Origin of the sequence: Roseibium sp. Sym1, from assembly GCF_027359675.1 — a bacterium.
GTDB lineage: Bacteria > Pseudomonadota > Alphaproteobacteria > Rhizobiales > Stappiaceae > Roseibium.
On the sequence record NZ_CP114786.1, the window covers coordinates 2,485,408 to 2,501,187 of the forward strand.

15 protein-coding genes are annotated in these 15,780 nt (G+C 61.8%); 10 read left to right on the forward strand and 5 right to left on the reverse strand.

The genetic code is table 11. The features are described from left to right. Nucleotides 1-46 precede the first annotated feature (46 nt). The 5 genes from O6760_RS11360 (at nt 47) to O6760_RS11380 (ending at nt 4,205) form a co-directional block, all read left to right on the forward strand. On the forward strand, nt 47-1,006 hold the full coding sequence (locus O6760_RS11360) for a putative metalloprotease CJM1_0395 family protein (protein WP_269585474.1): 960 nt from the start codon (nt 47-49) through the stop codon (nt 1,004-1,006). 150 nt (nt 1,007-1,156) lie between these two features. Beyond that, on the forward strand, nt 1,157-2,314 hold the full coding sequence (locus O6760_RS11365; protein WP_269585475.1) for an MFS transporter: 1,158 nt from the start codon (nt 1,157-1,159) through the stop codon (nt 2,312-2,314). A 43-nt stretch (nt 2,315-2,357) separates the two neighbouring features. Beyond that, a complete protein-coding gene (locus O6760_RS11370; RefSeq protein ID WP_269585476.1) occupies nt 2,358-3,146 on the forward strand; it encodes an ABC transporter ATP-binding protein in 789 nt (262 codons plus the stop codon). 159 nt (nt 3,147-3,305) lie between these two features. Then, nucleotides 3,306-3,848, forward strand: coding sequence for a MarR family winged helix-turn-helix transcriptional regulator (locus tag O6760_RS11375; RefSeq protein ID WP_269585477.1), 543 nt, complete (start codon nt 3,306-3,308; stop codon nt 3,846-3,848). Between the two features lie 123 nt (nt 3,849-3,971). Next, nucleotides 3,972-4,205, forward strand: a complete 234-nt coding sequence (locus tag O6760_RS11380) for a hypothetical protein (protein ID WP_269585478.1) — start codon at nt 3,972-3,974, stop codon at nt 4,203-4,205. 92 nt (nt 4,206-4,297) lie between these two features. Here O6760_RS11380 and O6760_RS11385 read toward each other — a convergent pair whose 3' ends face one another. After that, a complete protein-coding gene (locus O6760_RS11385) occupies nt 4,298-4,753 on the reverse strand; it encodes a methylated-DNA--[protein]-cysteine S-methyltransferase (protein ID WP_269585479.1) in 456 nt (151 codons plus the stop codon). Between the two features lie 131 nt (nt 4,754-4,884). On the opposite strand from O6760_RS11385, the gene O6760_RS11390 reads away from it, so the two are divergent. From O6760_RS11390 to O6760_RS11405, 4 genes are all read left to right on the forward strand, one after another. Continuing rightward, nucleotides 4,885-5,790 (forward strand): DMT family transporter, encoded by a 906-nt coding sequence (locus O6760_RS11390; RefSeq protein WP_269585480.1) that lies wholly within the window; start codon nt 4,885-4,887, stop codon nt 5,788-5,790. A 188-nt stretch (nt 5,791-5,978) separates the two neighbouring features. Next, entirely contained in the window at nt 5,979-6,623 is a 645-nt protein-coding gene (locus O6760_RS11395; RefSeq protein ID WP_269585481.1) for a L,D-transpeptidase, read from the forward strand. A gap of 42 nt (nt 6,624-6,665) precedes the next feature. Then, on the forward strand, nt 6,666-7,193 hold the full coding sequence (locus O6760_RS11400) for an OmpA family protein (RefSeq protein WP_269585482.1): 528 nt from the start codon (nt 6,666-6,668) through the stop codon (nt 7,191-7,193). A gap of 104 nt (nt 7,194-7,297) precedes the next feature. Next, a complete protein-coding gene (locus O6760_RS11405) occupies nt 7,298-8,389 on the forward strand; it encodes a LacI family DNA-binding transcriptional regulator (RefSeq protein WP_269585483.1) in 1,092 nt (363 codons plus the stop codon). Between the two features lie 70 nt (nt 8,390-8,459). Here O6760_RS11405 and O6760_RS11410 read toward each other — a convergent pair whose 3' ends face one another. From O6760_RS11410 to O6760_RS11425, 4 genes are all read right to left on the reverse strand, one after another. Then, a complete protein-coding gene (locus tag O6760_RS11410; protein WP_269585484.1) occupies nt 8,460-10,100 on the reverse strand; it encodes a BCCT family transporter in 1,641 nt (546 codons plus the stop codon). Between the two features lie 29 nt (nt 10,101-10,129). Next, on the reverse strand, nt 10,130-10,570 hold the full coding sequence (locus O6760_RS11415; protein ID WP_332306221.1) for a universal stress protein: 441 nt from the start codon (nt 10,568-10,570) through the stop codon (nt 10,130-10,132). Between the two features lie 400 nt (nt 10,571-10,970). Next, nucleotides 10,971-13,139, reverse strand: a complete 2,169-nt coding sequence (locus O6760_RS11420; RefSeq protein ID WP_269585486.1) for a diguanylate cyclase — start codon at nt 13,137-13,139, stop codon at nt 10,971-10,973. A 149-nt stretch (nt 13,140-13,288) separates the two neighbouring features. After that, nucleotides 13,289-14,470 carry a pyridoxal phosphate-dependent aminotransferase gene (locus O6760_RS11425; protein WP_269585487.1) on the reverse strand — a complete coding sequence of 394 codons (1,182 nt, stop codon included), beginning with the start codon at nt 14,468-14,470 and terminating at the stop codon, nt 13,289-13,291. A gap of 215 nt (nt 14,471-14,685) precedes the next feature. On the opposite strand from O6760_RS11425, the gene O6760_RS11430 reads away from it, so the two are divergent. Then, nucleotides 14,686-15,780 (forward strand): CobW family GTP-binding protein, encoded by a 1,095-nt coding sequence (locus O6760_RS11430; RefSeq protein WP_269585488.1) that lies wholly within the window; start codon nt 14,686-14,688, stop codon nt 15,778-15,780.

Here is a 15,780-nt window from a genome sequence, read left to right on the forward strand (position 1 = left end):
ACCGCTGTTAGGAATTTGCTGACTCCTTCCATGGACAATCCGCATCATGATCGGCGCGCTTCTGTCCAACACGCCGGCGAACCTCTTGAAGAGCAGCGGTGTCGCTGGCGTTTCGGAACCTGGCACGGGGGAGACAGCCCCGGGCCGGGACCAGGTTGCTGCGCGCGACAGCCTGGCCAGTTCCCGGGCGGCGACCGTCCGGGCGGGCAGCGCGCCGCCCTTGACTGCCGAGGCAGTCGTCGCCCTGCAGGGCGCGGAAAATTCCAGCGACGCTTCCGGTCGCGCTTCCGGGGGGGCGGACGAGGCCGGGTCTGAAGAGGGCGAGGCTGCCGGGGGAAACCCGGCCACGGCGAACACAGCCGAGAGCGCCGCCGCGCAAGAACCGGCCGCCGCGCAGGAAGAAGGCGATTCCGATGGCGACGGCCTGAACGAGGCCGAGGAAAAACAGGTCGAGGACCTGAAGGAACGCGACAGGGAAGTGCGGGCGCATGAGCAGGCCCATGCCCGCGTGGGCGGTGCCTATGCCGGTGCGCCGAGCTACACCTTCCAGCAGGGGCCGGACGGCAAGCGCTATGCCGTTGGCGGTGAGGTTCAGATCGACACCTCCAAGGAACGCACGCCCGAAGCCACCGTCCGCAAGATGCAGATTGTCATCCGGGCCGCAACGGCGCCCGCTGAACCATCCTCGCAGGATCTGAAAGTTGCACAGCAGGCCCGCTCGCAGCTTTCCGAAGCGCAGGCGGAGCTGCGCGCGCAACAGGCCGAGGAATTGAGCGGCGGGGAAGATGAAGACAGCCCATCCGGCACCGAGGTGTCTCCGGCCGAGGACGGTCCGCCCGAGGCCAACAGGCCTCCAGGGGATCCGCAGAGCGCTGACGAAAACGGCGGCACCGGCTCCGAGCGCGATGATCGTCAGTCCGAATTCGCCGCTGCCATATCCGCTTACGAAAGCGCGTCGCAACGCGCCGCCGGCGGCAATGGACAGGAGAACGCACTCTTCGCCTGAGCGCGCCGCGTTGCCCTTGAAACTGCCTTGTGCCGGTGATGCTTTTTGTGCGCGGGTCCGGATTTGATTGGCGGAGTGCTTGTGTCGCGGCCTGTGCCGTGAGAAGAAGGCCACCTCCTTCCTCGTGCCGCTTCCCAAGCCGTTCAGCCCATGTCAGACCCTTTCAAGGACCACGCTTCCGCTGCGCGCCGGGTTGTTTCGGCGATCTTTTTCATGTGCGGCACCTTCATCGGCATGTGGGCCTCCCGCATCCCGCATGTGAAGGAGGCGACCGGTCTGGACGAGAGCGGGTTCGGCCTGTTGCTGCTTGTCATGGCCTTCGGTGCGTTTGTCGCGTTTCCCTTGACCGGAATGCTGATCGACCGGATGGGGGCGGCGCCGATGAGCAAGCTTCTGGCGGCCGCGAATGTCGCGGCTTTCCTGCTGGTCGGGCTGGCACCTTCCGTTGCGCTGCTGACGCTGGCGCTTTTTTTCGCCGGGTTCACCTTTGGCGCCCTCGACATTTCGATGAACGGCTGGGGGGCAGAGGTCGAGACCGCCTACGACCGTCCGATCATGTCGTCCTATCACGGGCTGTTCAGCCTTGGTGCGGGCACCGCCGCCCTGGTTGGCGGACTTGCGATTGAGTTCGGCCTGAGTGTTCCCGTGCATTTTGCGCTTTGGAGCCTGGTCGTGGCCCCGTTCCTGATCTGGTTCTGGCGTCAGCCATGGCCACGCGAGGACAGCGCTGCGCAGGAAAGCAAGGCGCCGCTGTTCGCCCTGCCGAAGGGAGCTCTCATCCTGGTCGGCCTGTTGGCGCTGGTCGCCGCCCTGGGCGAAGGCGCCATGACCGATTGGGCGGCGCTCTACCAGATCGAGGATCTCGGCTATCCGGAATCCCTCGCGCCGACCGCCTTCACCGTCTTTTCCGTGGCCATGGTGATCATGCGGCTGGCCGGAGACAGGGTGATCGCCCGCTTCGGTCCGGTCATCGTCGCGCGAATGAGTGGGGTCGTCGCCCTTGCCGGTTGCCTTCTGCTTGTGTCCGGTCTGAATATCTGGATGGTCTGGGCTGGCAGCTTCGTCATGGGGCTCGGATATGCGGTCCTGTTTCCGCTCGCCATGTCGCGTGCCGCCAGCGATCCGAACATGTCGAAGGGATCGGCCCTGGCTGCCGTCGCCACCCTGGGCTACGGGGCGTTCCTGTTCGGGCCGCCGCTTCTGGGATTTGTCGGCGATCTTTTGTCGCTCAGGGCGTCGTTTGCTACCGTCGCCATCCTGACGCTCGCAATTCCGCTGCTGGCAGGGGCCCTCAAGGTCCGGGACTGACCTTCGTCTCCAGCGCTCAACCGGAAAGGATACAGCCGACCAGATGTCAGAGCAGAACAAGGCCCCGGTCATCGTCTCCCTGAAGGGCATCCGCAAGGTCTTCGACAACGGAACCACGGCCCTGGCGGATTTTTCACTCGACGTGCGGGCGGGGGAGTTCGTGTCTTTGCTCGGGCCGTCCGGCTGTGGCAAGTCGAGTGCACTCAGGATCATCGCCGGCCTGTCCGATCCGAGCACGGGAACGCTCGACTGGCCGCTGGAAGGGCGCTCGCAGACCGAACACGAACTCGGGTTCGTCTTTCAGGAACCAACCCTGATGCCCTGGGCGAGCGTATTTGACAATGTCTGGCTGCCCTTGCGGGCGAAGGGCGTGTCGCGACTGGCGGCCCGTGACCGGATCATGGAGGCGCTTGCAACCGTGGGGCTTTCGGACTTTGCCGATCAGCTGCCGCAAGAGCTGTCCGGAGGCATGAAAATGCGGGTGTCGATTGCCCGGGCATTGATCACGCGGCCAAGGGTTCTCCTCATGGACGAGCCATTCGCCGCCCTTGATGAAATCACCCGTTTCAAGTTGAACAAAGACCTCCTGGACCTGCAGGAAAAATTTGGCTGGACCATCCTGTTCGTGACCCACTCGGTGTTTGAATCGGTCTATCTGTCGAACCGCGTCGTTGTCATGGCGGCCCGGCCCGGCCGGGTGATCTGCGAGCAGGTGATCGACGCGCCCCGGCCGCGTGGAGACGGATTTCGGACCTCGGCGTCTTACACGGACCATTGCCGGGTGGTCTCGGCCGCGCTCCAGGATGCCATGAACCCGGCCGATGTGCTCTAGGTGTTGCCCGGTTAGCAGGCTAAAAACACCCAAGTCCTCGCCCCTGCGGAAAAATCGGCGGGAAGGCGGCAACTGTCATTCGTCGGTTAAATACTCCCGCTAGGGTTCCGCGCGTTGAAGACGAACGTGATAGGATTGATTGAGGACGGGGGTGTGTTGATGGCTTTCAACTACAAGAAAAGCATAACGTTTCGGCTGGTTCAGGCCGCGAAGGCGCAGCGTGCCCGCTCCGGTTCGCACCTGATGCGGATCGGCCTGCATCCGGGGCAGGAACTGGTTTTGAAGGTTCTCGCCGATTCAGACGGCCGAACCATGAGCCAGCTGGCGCTGGCCCTCGGCGTTCAGCCGCCGACCGTCACGAAGATGGTCACCCGGCTGTCCAGCCAGGGCTATGTCAGGCGCCAGGTGTCCGATTCCGACGGGCGTCTGGCCCGTGTCTACCTGACGGACACCGGACGGGAGCTGGTCCTGTCGGTGGACAAGGCCTGGAAACGGCTCGAGCGCGAAGCCATGTCCGGTCTCGACGACAAGGACCGCAAGAAACTGCGCAAGCTGCTGCGTCAGGTGGAAAAGAACCTGTCGATCGCGGTTGACCTTGACCCCGAGCACGAAGCCGATTTCGACACAGACGGCGATGAAAAGGCCGGTGATGAAAAGGCCGGCGAGGACGGCAAGAAAGCCAAGGAACTGTCCGCTGCCTGATCCGGTGAGGCACCGTGCCCCGGTCTGATCTCGAACATTACAAATCGCTCATTTGAATTCGGATCCGGCCAAAACCATCTCTCCGCAAGATCCGAAGACACGCGGAGGACACGGGAAATGGCAATGAGCACGCAGACGATCAACGAAAACCGGGGTGAGCGCCGGGCAGCGGAACTGCGTCGCCGTTTCGCGCATGTGACCGACAGCTCGATCGGGCGTCAGCGTTTCGGCCTGCGTTCGGCGCCAGCGGTCCGTGGTTGGGGGTCCAGCCGGTCACAACGGACCCGGTGGCAGGAATTCCTGGCCTGGAGCGCGCTTGCCGGCGTGATGATGTTCATCGGGTTCCTGATTTTCTAATCTTCACGGTTCGTCAGGCGCCGGGCCTGAACACCGGCGCACGGACGCGTGTTTCGCTCCGGGTCTTGAAGCGACCAGGCTGCCGTCGCTTTTCAGACCAGGAACGGATACCCGCCTTCCAGTTTCAGGAGCGCGATCTTGGTCTCCGTGCCGCCGTCGCCGGAATAGCCGCCAAGCCCGTTGGCCGACAGGATCCGGTGGCACGGGATGACGATCGGGAGCGGGTTGGCACCACAAGCCTGGCCGATGGGCTGGCCATAGGTGCCCAATTCCCTGGCCAGATCGCCATACGTCCTGGTTTGTCCATACGGGATCGCCAGCATGGCCCTGAACACCGCCTGGTGAAGCTCTCCGCCCCTGGGGGCAAGCGGCAGGTCGAATGTTTTCAAATCACCCGACATGTAGGCCCCGATCTGCCTGACGGCCTCCGCCAGCAAAGGTGTTTTGTCTTGGCTTGGGGGGCCGTTCCATTGTATGCGGGTGAGTGCGCCGTCAGTTTCTTCGATGGACAGGCGCCCCAGCCAGGTATCGATATCCGCAACAGGCATGCCGGTTTCCGTGTGTCTTTCCTTTCAGGTAATGGCTGACTGATATTTTCTCAAGCGGGTGGTTCCCTCCGGAACGGTCCGTTCCGAATTTCCGTCATCTGCGGATGATCTGCTTTCAAGGCTCACCGCCCATGACACATGACAGTCAGAAACAGTCCGGTGGCAACGGTGCGTCCGGCGCCGCGCCGATCGCGGGCATCGGTCTCATCGTGCTGGCCTGTCTCAGCTTCTCGGTTCTGGACGCCACGGCGAAATACCTGTCGACCAGCCTGCCGACCCTGCAGATCGTCTGGATGCGCTTCGTCAGCCATGTGTTCCTGTCGCTGGTTCTTTTCCAGGTCTGGAAGAAACCTTCGCTCCTGAAAACACGTCGGCCCGTCCTGCAGATCGTGCGGGCCTTCTGCCTTCTCGGCACGACCATCTGCAACTTCCTGGCCGTGCGCTACCTGCAGCTGGCGGAAACGATGGCCATCATGTTCGCGGGTCCCTTCGTGATCACCGCGCTTGCCGGGCCAATGCTCGGGGAATGGGCGGGCGCGCGGCGCTGGGCGGCGATCATTGTCGGGTTCATCGGTGTCCTGGTCGTGACGCAGCCCGGGCTCGGCGGCATGCATTGGGCGGCGATCTACTCCGTCGCGGCCATGATCTTCTACGCACTCTATGCGCTCTTGACCCGGATGCTGACGGCGACGGACGGATCCGCGGGGCTCCTCATCATTTCCGGGATCGTCGCAGCGGTTGCCATGGCACCGGCAGGGCTGACGGTGTGGCAAACGCCTCCGGACGCCTGGACCTGGTTGCTTCTGCTTGCCACCGGCGTCTTCGGAGCGGGCGGGCATTTCCTGTTCATCATGGCCCACCGGATCGCGCCGGCCCCGGTTCTGGCACCGTTCATCTATATCCAGATCGTCTGGATGATCACCCTCGGCTATTTCATCTTTGCGGATGTGCCGACATTCACCACCCTTCTGGGGGCCGCCATCGTGGTCGCTTCCGGTCTCTACATCCTCTACCGGGAGCGGGTGAAAGGCATATAACCTTGCCCCGGCAACCTGTTCTTGCCTGCGAAGCGGTTGACGGCTCAGGTGTCTTTCCGTCTTAATACCGCCTGTCATTCTTGTGCCAAGGGCGGTTCATCGCGCGCCGGTGGATGCCTGAGAGAATGTCTGCTGTTGGCAACATGCCGGTCAGCAAGGGTCACCAGCCTGTCTGAAGGGGGTATGGCATGGAACTGAACCGACGCGGATTTCTGGGAGGGGCTGCTGCCGTTGCGGGCACGCTTGCCATGCCGCATGTAGCCCGGGCGAATGCCGCCGCAAATGCCTATTTCAATGGCTATCAGCCCGACAGCGGCTTTCAATACCGCAGGACCAATTTCAAGCGCATCGACCCGGTCTGGCACCGCCAGATGGTCAAGTATTTCAGCGACGAGCCACCGGGCACCGTGGTGGTCGATACCAACAACCACTTCCTCTACTGGGTCTGGGAAAACAACACCGCGCTTCGCTATGGTGTGGGTGTGGGCCGGGAAGGGTTCCAGTGGTTCGGACGCGCACGTATCGATCGCAAGGCGATGTGGCCGCGCTGGGTGCCGCCACCCGAGATGCTCAAGCGACAGCCTGACCTGCCGCGCCTGGTGGAGGGCGGGGCGGCCAACAATCCGCTCGGGCCGCGCGCGCTCTATCTCTATCGTGACGGCCGCGATCTCGGCTACCGGCTGCACTCGACACTGGAGCCCTGGAGCATCGGCCGTGATGTGTCGAGCGGTTGCATCCGGATGTTTCCGGAGGACGTGATCGATCTCTATCAGCGCTGTCCGAAAGGAACCGGCGTTCTGGTGCTGGAGCACCTTGGGGCGAATGCCGGCTGATGCCGGCATTCATAAAAACAACAAAGGACCGTGGGGGCTTCCTTGGAAAATTGGATTGGCCGGTTTGGCCAGGGTGCGGCGATCGCGCTCATCATCGGATTCGCGCTTGCCGGCTGTAACAGTTCCAGCATCTCGTCTCCGGACGTCACCAACGCGCCGGCAGCCGGTTTCGGCAATATCTCGCCCGGCTCCGAGGAAGAGTTCATCATCAATGTCGGCCGCCGGATCTATTTCGAGAAGGGCTCTGCCGTTGTCACCGACGAAGCCAGGATCACGATCGAAAACCAGGCGCGCTGGCTGAAGCGCAACAAGAAGTGGCTGGTCAAGATCCAGGGACATGCCGACGACCCAGGCAGCGAGGCGGCCCAGAAAACCCTGTCCACGCAGCGCGGGAACGCGGTCATGGCCGAACTCGTCAAGCTTGGGGTCAACCAGAAACGCCTGTGGGTCAAGGGATACGGCGTGGAACGGCCGGTCACCGACTGCGACGAGCTGACCTGCCAGTCCCAGAACCGGCGGGTCGTCGTCAACCTGCGCGAAGAATTCGATGATTCCGCGCCGGGCCGGTGAGGTTTTCAGAGGAAACGCAGGAAATTCAGAAAAACCTGTTTACCGCGGTGGCCGGGAGATATAACGGTTGCTCCCATCGCTGCCGCGGTCACCGAGAAAAATGAATGTCTGAAGACAACGGATCCAAGCCCCCTCCGCCGGACCTCCCGCAAAAACCAGGCAAGCGGCTCACTCTTGGACATATTGCCGACCAGCTCGGCATTTCGACCGCCACGGTGTCGCTGGCGCTCAGGGACAGTCCGCTTGTTGCCGAGGAAACCAGGGAAAAGGTCAAGCAGACAGCCCAGGAAATCGGCTATATCTACAATCGCTCCGCGGCGTCGCTGCGCACGGCGCGCAGCCAGATCGTCGGCGTTGCCGTTCATGACATCCTGAACCCCTATTTCGCCGAAGTCTTCTCCGCGCTCGAAGACGTTCTGGAGGAGCAGGGCCAGATGATCTTCATCAGCAACCACAGGGACGACGTCAAGCGCCAGCGCGCCTTCGTGAACACACTGCTGCAGCATCGGGCGGACGGGTTGATCCTGTGTCCCTCGGTCGGCACCACCGCGGAAGAAATCAACCGCCTAGTGGATCAGGGCATCCCGGTCACGCTGGTGGCGCGCGAAGTCCCGGGCGTGTGGGCGCCGTGCGTGCGCGGCGACGACCAGAGCGGTGTCTACCAGGTCACCCGCCACCTGATCCGGCAGGGGCACAAGGACATTGCCATGGTCGGCGGCCGGCGCGGCAGCTCGACCGGCCGCTACCGCAACGCGGGTTGGCGCATGGCGCTTGAAGAGGCCGGACTGGATCCGGACAAGCAGCTCGACCTTCCGGAACTGATGACACAGGCAGACGGCCGGGCCGCGGTTCCCAAGATCCTGGAAGCTCCGAACAGGCCGACGGCGATCGTTGCCTTCAACGACCTGGTTGCGCTTGGACTGATGACCACCTTCCGGCGTGCTGGTATCGAACCCGGGCCGGATATCGCCATCACCGGCTATGACGATGTCGACGGTGCGGATGCGCGGACCCCCGCCCTGACCACTGTTTCCGCGCAACCGGACAAGATCGGCCGCCTGGCGGCCCTGACCCTGTTGCGGCAGATTGCGGGTGATCGTGTGCCCAATACCCCGATCGTGATCGAACCAGAATTGCGGATCCGCGAAAGTTCGCCGCCGCCCGGGGTTCGGCTGGCACCGAAACTGACCGAATAAGTGCATCAGGTTCCGGACATGAAAACGGGCGGCCAGTGGCCGCCCGTTGTGTTTGTCAATGTGCCCTGTGCTAGCGGGGCTCGTCCATGAGGCCCTTGAAGATGGCATAGCAGGACAGGAGCAGCACGATCGTGAACGGGAAGCCCGTCGAGACGGCCATGGCCTGCAACGCCCCGAGCCCGCCGCCGAGGAGCAGGGCAATGGCCACAAGCCCCTCGAAGGTGCACCAGAACACGCGCTGTGACACCGGTGCGTCGACCTTGCCACCCGCCGTTATCGTGTCGATAACCAGCGAACCGGAGTCGGACGAGGTGACGAAGAACACGATCACCAGGACGATGCCGATGAACGAGGTGATCGAGGCCATCGGCAGGTCGGCAAGCATGCCGAACAGCGACAGTTCCGGGCTGTAGCTGGCGATGACGTATTCGTGGACCTTGCTGTCGGCACCGCTGGTCAGAACCTGCTCGACCGCGGTGCCGCCGAAGGCCGTCATCCAGACAACCGAGACAATGGTCGGGATGATCAGGACGCAGACCACGAATTCACGCACGGTCCGGCCCCGGCTGACCCGGGCGATGAACATGCCGACAAACGGCGACCAGGAAATCCACCAGGCCCAGTAGAACGATGTCCAGCCCTGCCGGAAGCCGTCGTCGTCCCGGCCAAACGGCATGGACAGCGGAATGACATCCTTGCCATAGGCTACCAGGTTGGCGAAGAAATCGGACACCAGCGTGGCCGTCGGCCCGGCGGCGATCACGAACACCAGGAGCAGGGCCGCAATCAGCATGTTGATTTCGGACAGGACCTTGACGCCGCCATCGAGACCGCGCAGCACCGAGACCAGTGCGACCGTGGTGATGCCGATGATCAGGATCACCTGGGCGGTGTCGCTGACCGGTATGCCGAACACGAAGTCGAGCCCGGCATTGGCCTGCTGGGCACCGAAGCCGAGCGAGGTCGCAAGACCGAACAGGGTGGCGAACACCGCGAGGATGTCGATGATGTGACCCGGCCAGCCCCAGGTGCGCTCTCCGAAAATCGGATAGAACACCGACCGCATGGTCAGCGGCAGTCCCTTGTTGAACGAGAACAGGGCCAGTGCCAGCGCAACGACGGCATAGATCGCCCAGGGATGCAGTCCCCAGTGGAAGATCGTGGCCGCCATGCCCATGGCTTTCGCCGCAGCGACATTTTCAGGGATCAGGTTGCCGTCAGCATCGAAGGGTTTGGCCACACCGAGCGGTTCGGAAAAGGCCATGTGATAGACGGGTTCCAGAACGCCGAAGAACATCAGGCCGATGCCCATGCCGGCCGCGAACAGCATCGCGAACCAGCCGAAATAGGTGTAGTCCGGATCCGCGTCCTTGCCGCCTATGCGGACACCGCCAAGCGGCGTGACGATCAGCACCAGGCAGACAAGCACGAAAACGTTGCCCGAAATGATGAAGAACCAGTCCAGATTGGACGTCAGCCATTTGCGCAAGGCGTCGAAGAGTGGTCCGACCTCGGTCTGGAAGGCGAGGGTCAGGAAAACGAAGGCGACGATGGTCAGTCCGGAGACCAGAAAGACCGGGTTGTGGATGTCGAGGTTGAAGGGGCCGACGCTTGTCTCGATATTGTCCTGGCCGATTTCGTAATCGGTGTCGATGATATTGGCATCCCCTTCAGGATCCGGGATGCCCTGGTTGCCTGTGCTGTCGCTCATGGGCGCGTTCCTTGTGGTTCGGGATTCACTTATCTGACGAGGAAGACGGAGACATCCGCATGACTTGCGAGGCGTCCGCCATTGGAGGGCCAGAGATGATCCGCGATGTTGGGAATATGCGTTTGCATGACCACAAGATCCGCACCGGTTTCATGAACGGCCTGCAGGAGGCCTTCATCGAGGTCGATCGTCGGATCATGGGTAAACACGGCATGGCCGGAAGCCTGAACTTCGTGTTTCGTGCCTTGCTCGGCGGCAAACGCGTCCAGCTTTTTCCTGAATTCGTCAGGGGTGTGCGCCAGAGGTCCCGGGGCAGCCGTCGTCACGGCCGTGAAGACCACAGGAAGATTGTCCTGTTTTGCCAGGTATGCGCCCGTGGAAACAGCTTTTTCCAGTTTATCCGCATGACTTAGGTCAATAGGAATGAGTATTTTCTTGAACAAATGTCCCTCCCTGAATTGTATAGGCAAGAAATGACAAGTCGAGCCGTAGAGGTGATCCGGCGAAGGGGTCGTAATAATTTTGTTTCAGTTTCTGATTTATAAACCACTCCGCCCGCTTCACCGTACTGTTGCATGTCGGGCCGTGTGCGTCAAAAGAACGGCACCAAAATGCTGTCAGGCGACACGGGTGCCGCGCAGGCTTGTGCGGAAGGCCGTTCGGGTGTCCGGTTTGCGGCGGGATGTCTTTTCGGAATGCGTCGGAAATGCCGGACCACATAGGCCCTTATCACGGCAAAGACCACCTGATCCGTCACGTGTGGCTATGGCGGTCGTGCCTTGAAGGCCCGGATTTCAGGTTGGCGCCATACTTCCTGCCGGCGGTTCCGGCGTGGCCGGGCAACCGGGTGGGCAGACGCGGTGCGTCCGTCTAAAAAACCGAAACCTTCTCAGGCTCCCCCACATAGGCGACGCACTTGTTGCGGCCGGTGGACTTGGCCTCGTAGAGCGCCGTGTCCGCCTTTTGCATGAGGGTCGAGAATTCGACATCCTCGCGGGCCGCCGCGGCCAGACCCAGGCTGCAGGTGACCGTCTGCTCGACGCGATCCAGCTGGCACTCCTCCATGATCCTGACCCGCAGCCGTTCGCAGACCAGCATGGCATCTTCCATGCTGGTGTTGTGCAGGATCATGCAGAATTCCTCGCCGCCGACACGCCCGAACACATCAACGGCGCGCAGGGCGCCGCCAACGACGTTCGCGAACAGTTTGAGGATTTCATCACCGGCGGCGTGGCCATGCAGGTCGTTGATCTGCTTGAACTTGTCGATGTCCATCATGACCGCGGTGAAAGGCTGCTTCGTCCGGCGGAAGCGCTGGATTTCCGTATTGGCGCGTTCCAGAAAGGCGCGGCGGTTCAGGATCTGGGTGAGGTCGTCAATGCTGGCCACACGCTCCAGGTTGATCTTGGCATCCATCAGGGCCTGATGGTCGCGCTGGCGGGCAATTTCATGGCCGACCCAGTCCGCGAACTGGCGCACGATCTGAATGTCCGCCGGAGAGAACGGGCGTTTACGCGTATCGGGCGACGTGAAGTTGATCGTTCCATGAACCACGCCGTCCACCAGGAGCGGCGCGCCGATATAGGTCTCGAGAGCGAAGATCTCGTAGCAGGGATGCCTGGCAAATTCGGATTCGCCGGCTTTCGCGGTCGCCAGCGGGCCATCGGCGTCCAGCGTCAGCCTGCAGTAGGTGTTTTCCAGCGGGAAGGAGGTGCCGGGCACGAATTCTTCGCCGGGGCTGTGCGCATGGGTGATGGTGTAGTGATCGTCGATGACGTGGCTGATGATGCCGAATGGCAGGTCGAAATGCTCCGTCCCCAGGCGCAGGATTTCGGCGATCTTGTCATCATGGCTGAGTTCGCGCGTGGAGGTGATTGCATAAAGCTCGGCCAGCGTGCGTTCGGTCTTCTTGCGATCGGTGATGTCGGAGATCAGCACAACGATGCCCTCCACCGTGCCGTCTTCGGCGACGCGGGGATTGCAGCTCATCAGGCATTCGCGATGAACGCCGTCCGGAAAGTGAAAGCTGACCTCCGCGGACACCTTCTCGCCTCTCAGGGCCTGGTCGAAGGCGGCGCGCACCTGTTCGCGTTCCTTCCAGGGCAGCCGGTCGCGCAGGCGGGTGCCGATCAGGGTTTCCGGCTTTTCGGCAAACCATTCGCACCCGGTCTTGTTGACGAAGACACAGTTGCCGTCCACATCCACCTCGGTGACGCTCGCGGTGATGTTGTCGGCCATCAGGGACAGGTTGCGATAGGCGTTTTCCGCTTGGGCCCGGGCCTTTTTCAGCTCGGTGATGTCGGCCCGGATGCCGGCGATGCCGCCGCTGGTGGTCCGCGTTTCCGAAACGCGCAGCCAGCGGCCGTCGCCGAGGTTCTGCTCCACGACGGATCCGTCTGCAGCCAGATGGCGGGCCATGCGCTCCTCGAGCCATTCATCATTGCTGAGATTGCCCGTGTCATACTGGTTCCTGTTGAGGCCGAACCGCAGGATGTCCTCGAACCGGTTGCCCGGGAAAATCGCCGGCGCCGAATGTGCATAGATCTCGCGATACTGGTCGTTGCAGATGATCAGGCGGTCTTCACTGTCATAGATCGCGAACCCCTCGGTGATCGCATCCAGGGCGTCTTCCAGCGTGAGCGCGATGTCGCTGAGCTTGCTTTCCAGCGCCTTGCGTTCGGACTGGTCGCGGGCGATGAAAAGAAGGCCTTCCAGGCTGTGCTTGCTGTCGAACAACGGAGCACTGACAACTTCCGCAATTGTCCTGGAGCCGTCGCCACGCACCAGTTCAAGTTCGTAGGATTTTCGGTGCCGCTGATCAGACGGCGTCTTGTAGAGTTCACCCATTGCCGCGAATTGCGACGCGTCCGCGAAAAAGCGCTCGGTTGTCGAACCGACCAGCTTGTCCTTGCTCTCGCGCAGGAGATCGACCATGGCATCGTTGACGAAGACAATGGTCCGTTCCGCATTCGTGATCAGCACGCATTCGTTCAAACTTCCGAACGACCGCTCCAGATCCAGTATGATGCTTTCAGCCATATCGGTCCTCGTCATCGCGCCCATGGTCAGGCTTGTCCGTATTCAAGACGATAAAAGTTTAATAAAAGGGATACGTTGCGGAAGTGTTCCGGGTTGACTTGATGATAGTCACGAATTCCTGTTGTGCGTAAAGGTAATGTTTGCCGAAGTTAGCTCTTTGATTTCCGGGAAAGAAATTCCCCGATCCGTCCCAGTGCTTTTTGGATATTCCCGGTCGAGTTAGCGTAGGACAACCTGATGTAACCTTCGCCGAGGATCCCGAAGTCGGGTCCGCCGATCGTTGCGACACCCGCGTGTTCAAGCAGGCTTGACGCGAGTTCCTTGGATTTCCAGCCGGTGTTCTTGATGTTCGGGAACGCATAAAATGCCCCGAGGGGCGTCCGGCAGCTCATTCCGTCGATCGCATTCAGACCCGCGACGATGACCTTGCGCCGGTCATCGAATTCCCGAACCATCTCGGTGACGGCCGTTTGCGGGCCGGTCAGGGCGGCAAGGGCAGCATACTGGGCGGGCGCGTTGACGCAGGACCAGGCATTCACGGCGAGTTTCCGCGCCTTGTCGATCAGGGCGTCCGGCCAGACGGCAAAGCCGAGGCGCCAGCCCGTCATGGCGTAAGTCTTCGACCATCCGTCCAGCAGGATCAGGCGGTCGCGCAGAGAGTCGAATGTCAGCAGCGACACGTGTTCCATGCCGTCATAGGTCATCTGCGAATAGATTTCGTCCGACAGGACCGCGACTTGGGGATGGTGTTCGAGGCCGCGGACCAGTTTTTCGATCTCGGCGCGGGGTGTCACGCCACCGGTCGGGTTGGCCGGCGAGTTCAGGATCAGAAGCCGCGTGCGCCCGGTTATCAGGGACAGTGTTTCCTCAGCCGAAAAGGCAAAGTCGTTTTCTTCCCGGATCGGCACGGGCACCGGGCGGGCGCCGGTGAATTCGATCATCGAACGGTAGATCGGAAAGCCCGGATCCGGATAGAGAATGTCGGTCCCCGGTTCGCCGAACATCAGGATGGCCATGAACATGGTCACCTTGCCACCGGGCACGATCAGGACGTTGCCCGGATCGGTCTCCGCACCGTGCCGTTTCAGGAGATCCGCGCTGACGGCTTCCCTGAGCGGCGCAATGCCGGTCGCCGGTGTATATCCGTGATGGCCGTCCCTGAGTGCCTTGACCGCCGCTTCTACGATGTGCCCGGGTGTCTTGAAATCCGGCTGGCCGATGCCGAGATTGATGATGTCGCGGCCCTGTTGCGCCAGCTCCGTGGCCCGTGCCAGCACGGCAAACGCGTTTTCCTCGCCTATGCGGTCAAATCCGGCAATTGTCTGAAGCATGATGGGCCTCCCGCGCCTGTTGGTCTTTGCGGATAGACGTTAAGACCTGTTCGAAGCCCTTGGAAAGGTGTTTCGGCCCTCAAAAGGTACGGTGGCGCCGGAAGAGGGGAAATTTGTCCCCGGCTCTCCCATTGGCCGTTGGATGTGCTTATATTCGCGCCCAGGAGGCCTGCGGGACAGGCCGTCAGACCACTCTCATGCCAGAAAGCTGCGCAATGACCGCGACCCAGGACGCTCCGGCCCAGATCCCCGTCACCGTGTTGACGGGTTATCTCGGCGCCGGAAAAACCACTCTTCTCAACCGGATCCTGACCGAGAACCACGGGCAGCGCTACGCGGTGATCGTCAATGAATTCGGCGAGGTCGGCATCGACAACGACCTGCTCGTCGAATCCGACGAGGAAATCTTCGAGATGAACAACGGCTGCATCTGTTGCACCGTGCGCGGCGACCTGATCCGCACGGTGCAGAACCTGATGAAGCGCAAGAACGCCTTTGACGCCATCATCGTGGAGACCACGGGCGTTGCCGACCCGGCGCCGGTGGCCCAGACGTTCTTCATGGACGACGATGTCCGGGCATCGGCCAAGCTGGATGCGGTTGTCGCCGTTGTCGATGCGCGCCATGTGCTGCAACGCCTCGAAGACACCGAAGAGGCCGAGGACCAGGTCGCCTTTGCCGATGTGATCCTGATCAACAAGACGGATCTCGTCAGCGCGGAAGAACTCGCAGCCGTCGAGGCGCGGATCAAGGCGATCAACCCCTATGCCGTGCTGCATCACAGCGAACGCTGCGGCGTCGACATCGCCAAGGTGCTCGATCGCGGCGCCTTCGATCTCGACCGGATCCTGTCGCTCGATCCGCATTTCCTCGAACATGGCCACCACGAGCACGAATGCGGCCCGGACTGCGACCATGATCATCATCATCACGATCATGAGCATGGACACGACCACAGTCATGATCACGGGCACCACCATGATCACGGGCACCATCATCATGATGACGACCCGCATTCGGTGAAGAGCATTTCGCTGAAGGCCGGTGACCTCGACCCGAACATGTTCTTTCCCTGGATCAACCAGGTTACCCAGGTGCAGGGGCCGAACATCCTGCGCATGAAGGGGATCCTGGCCTTCAAGGACGATCCGCAGCGCTACGTGATCCAGGGTGTGCACATGATCGTCGAAGGCGATCACCAGCGCGACTGGAAAGAGGATGAGCCGCGCGAAAGCCGCCTCGTCTTCATCGGCCGCGATCTCAACTGGGACGTGCTCAAAGACAGTTTCCAGGCTTGTGCCGCGCAATAG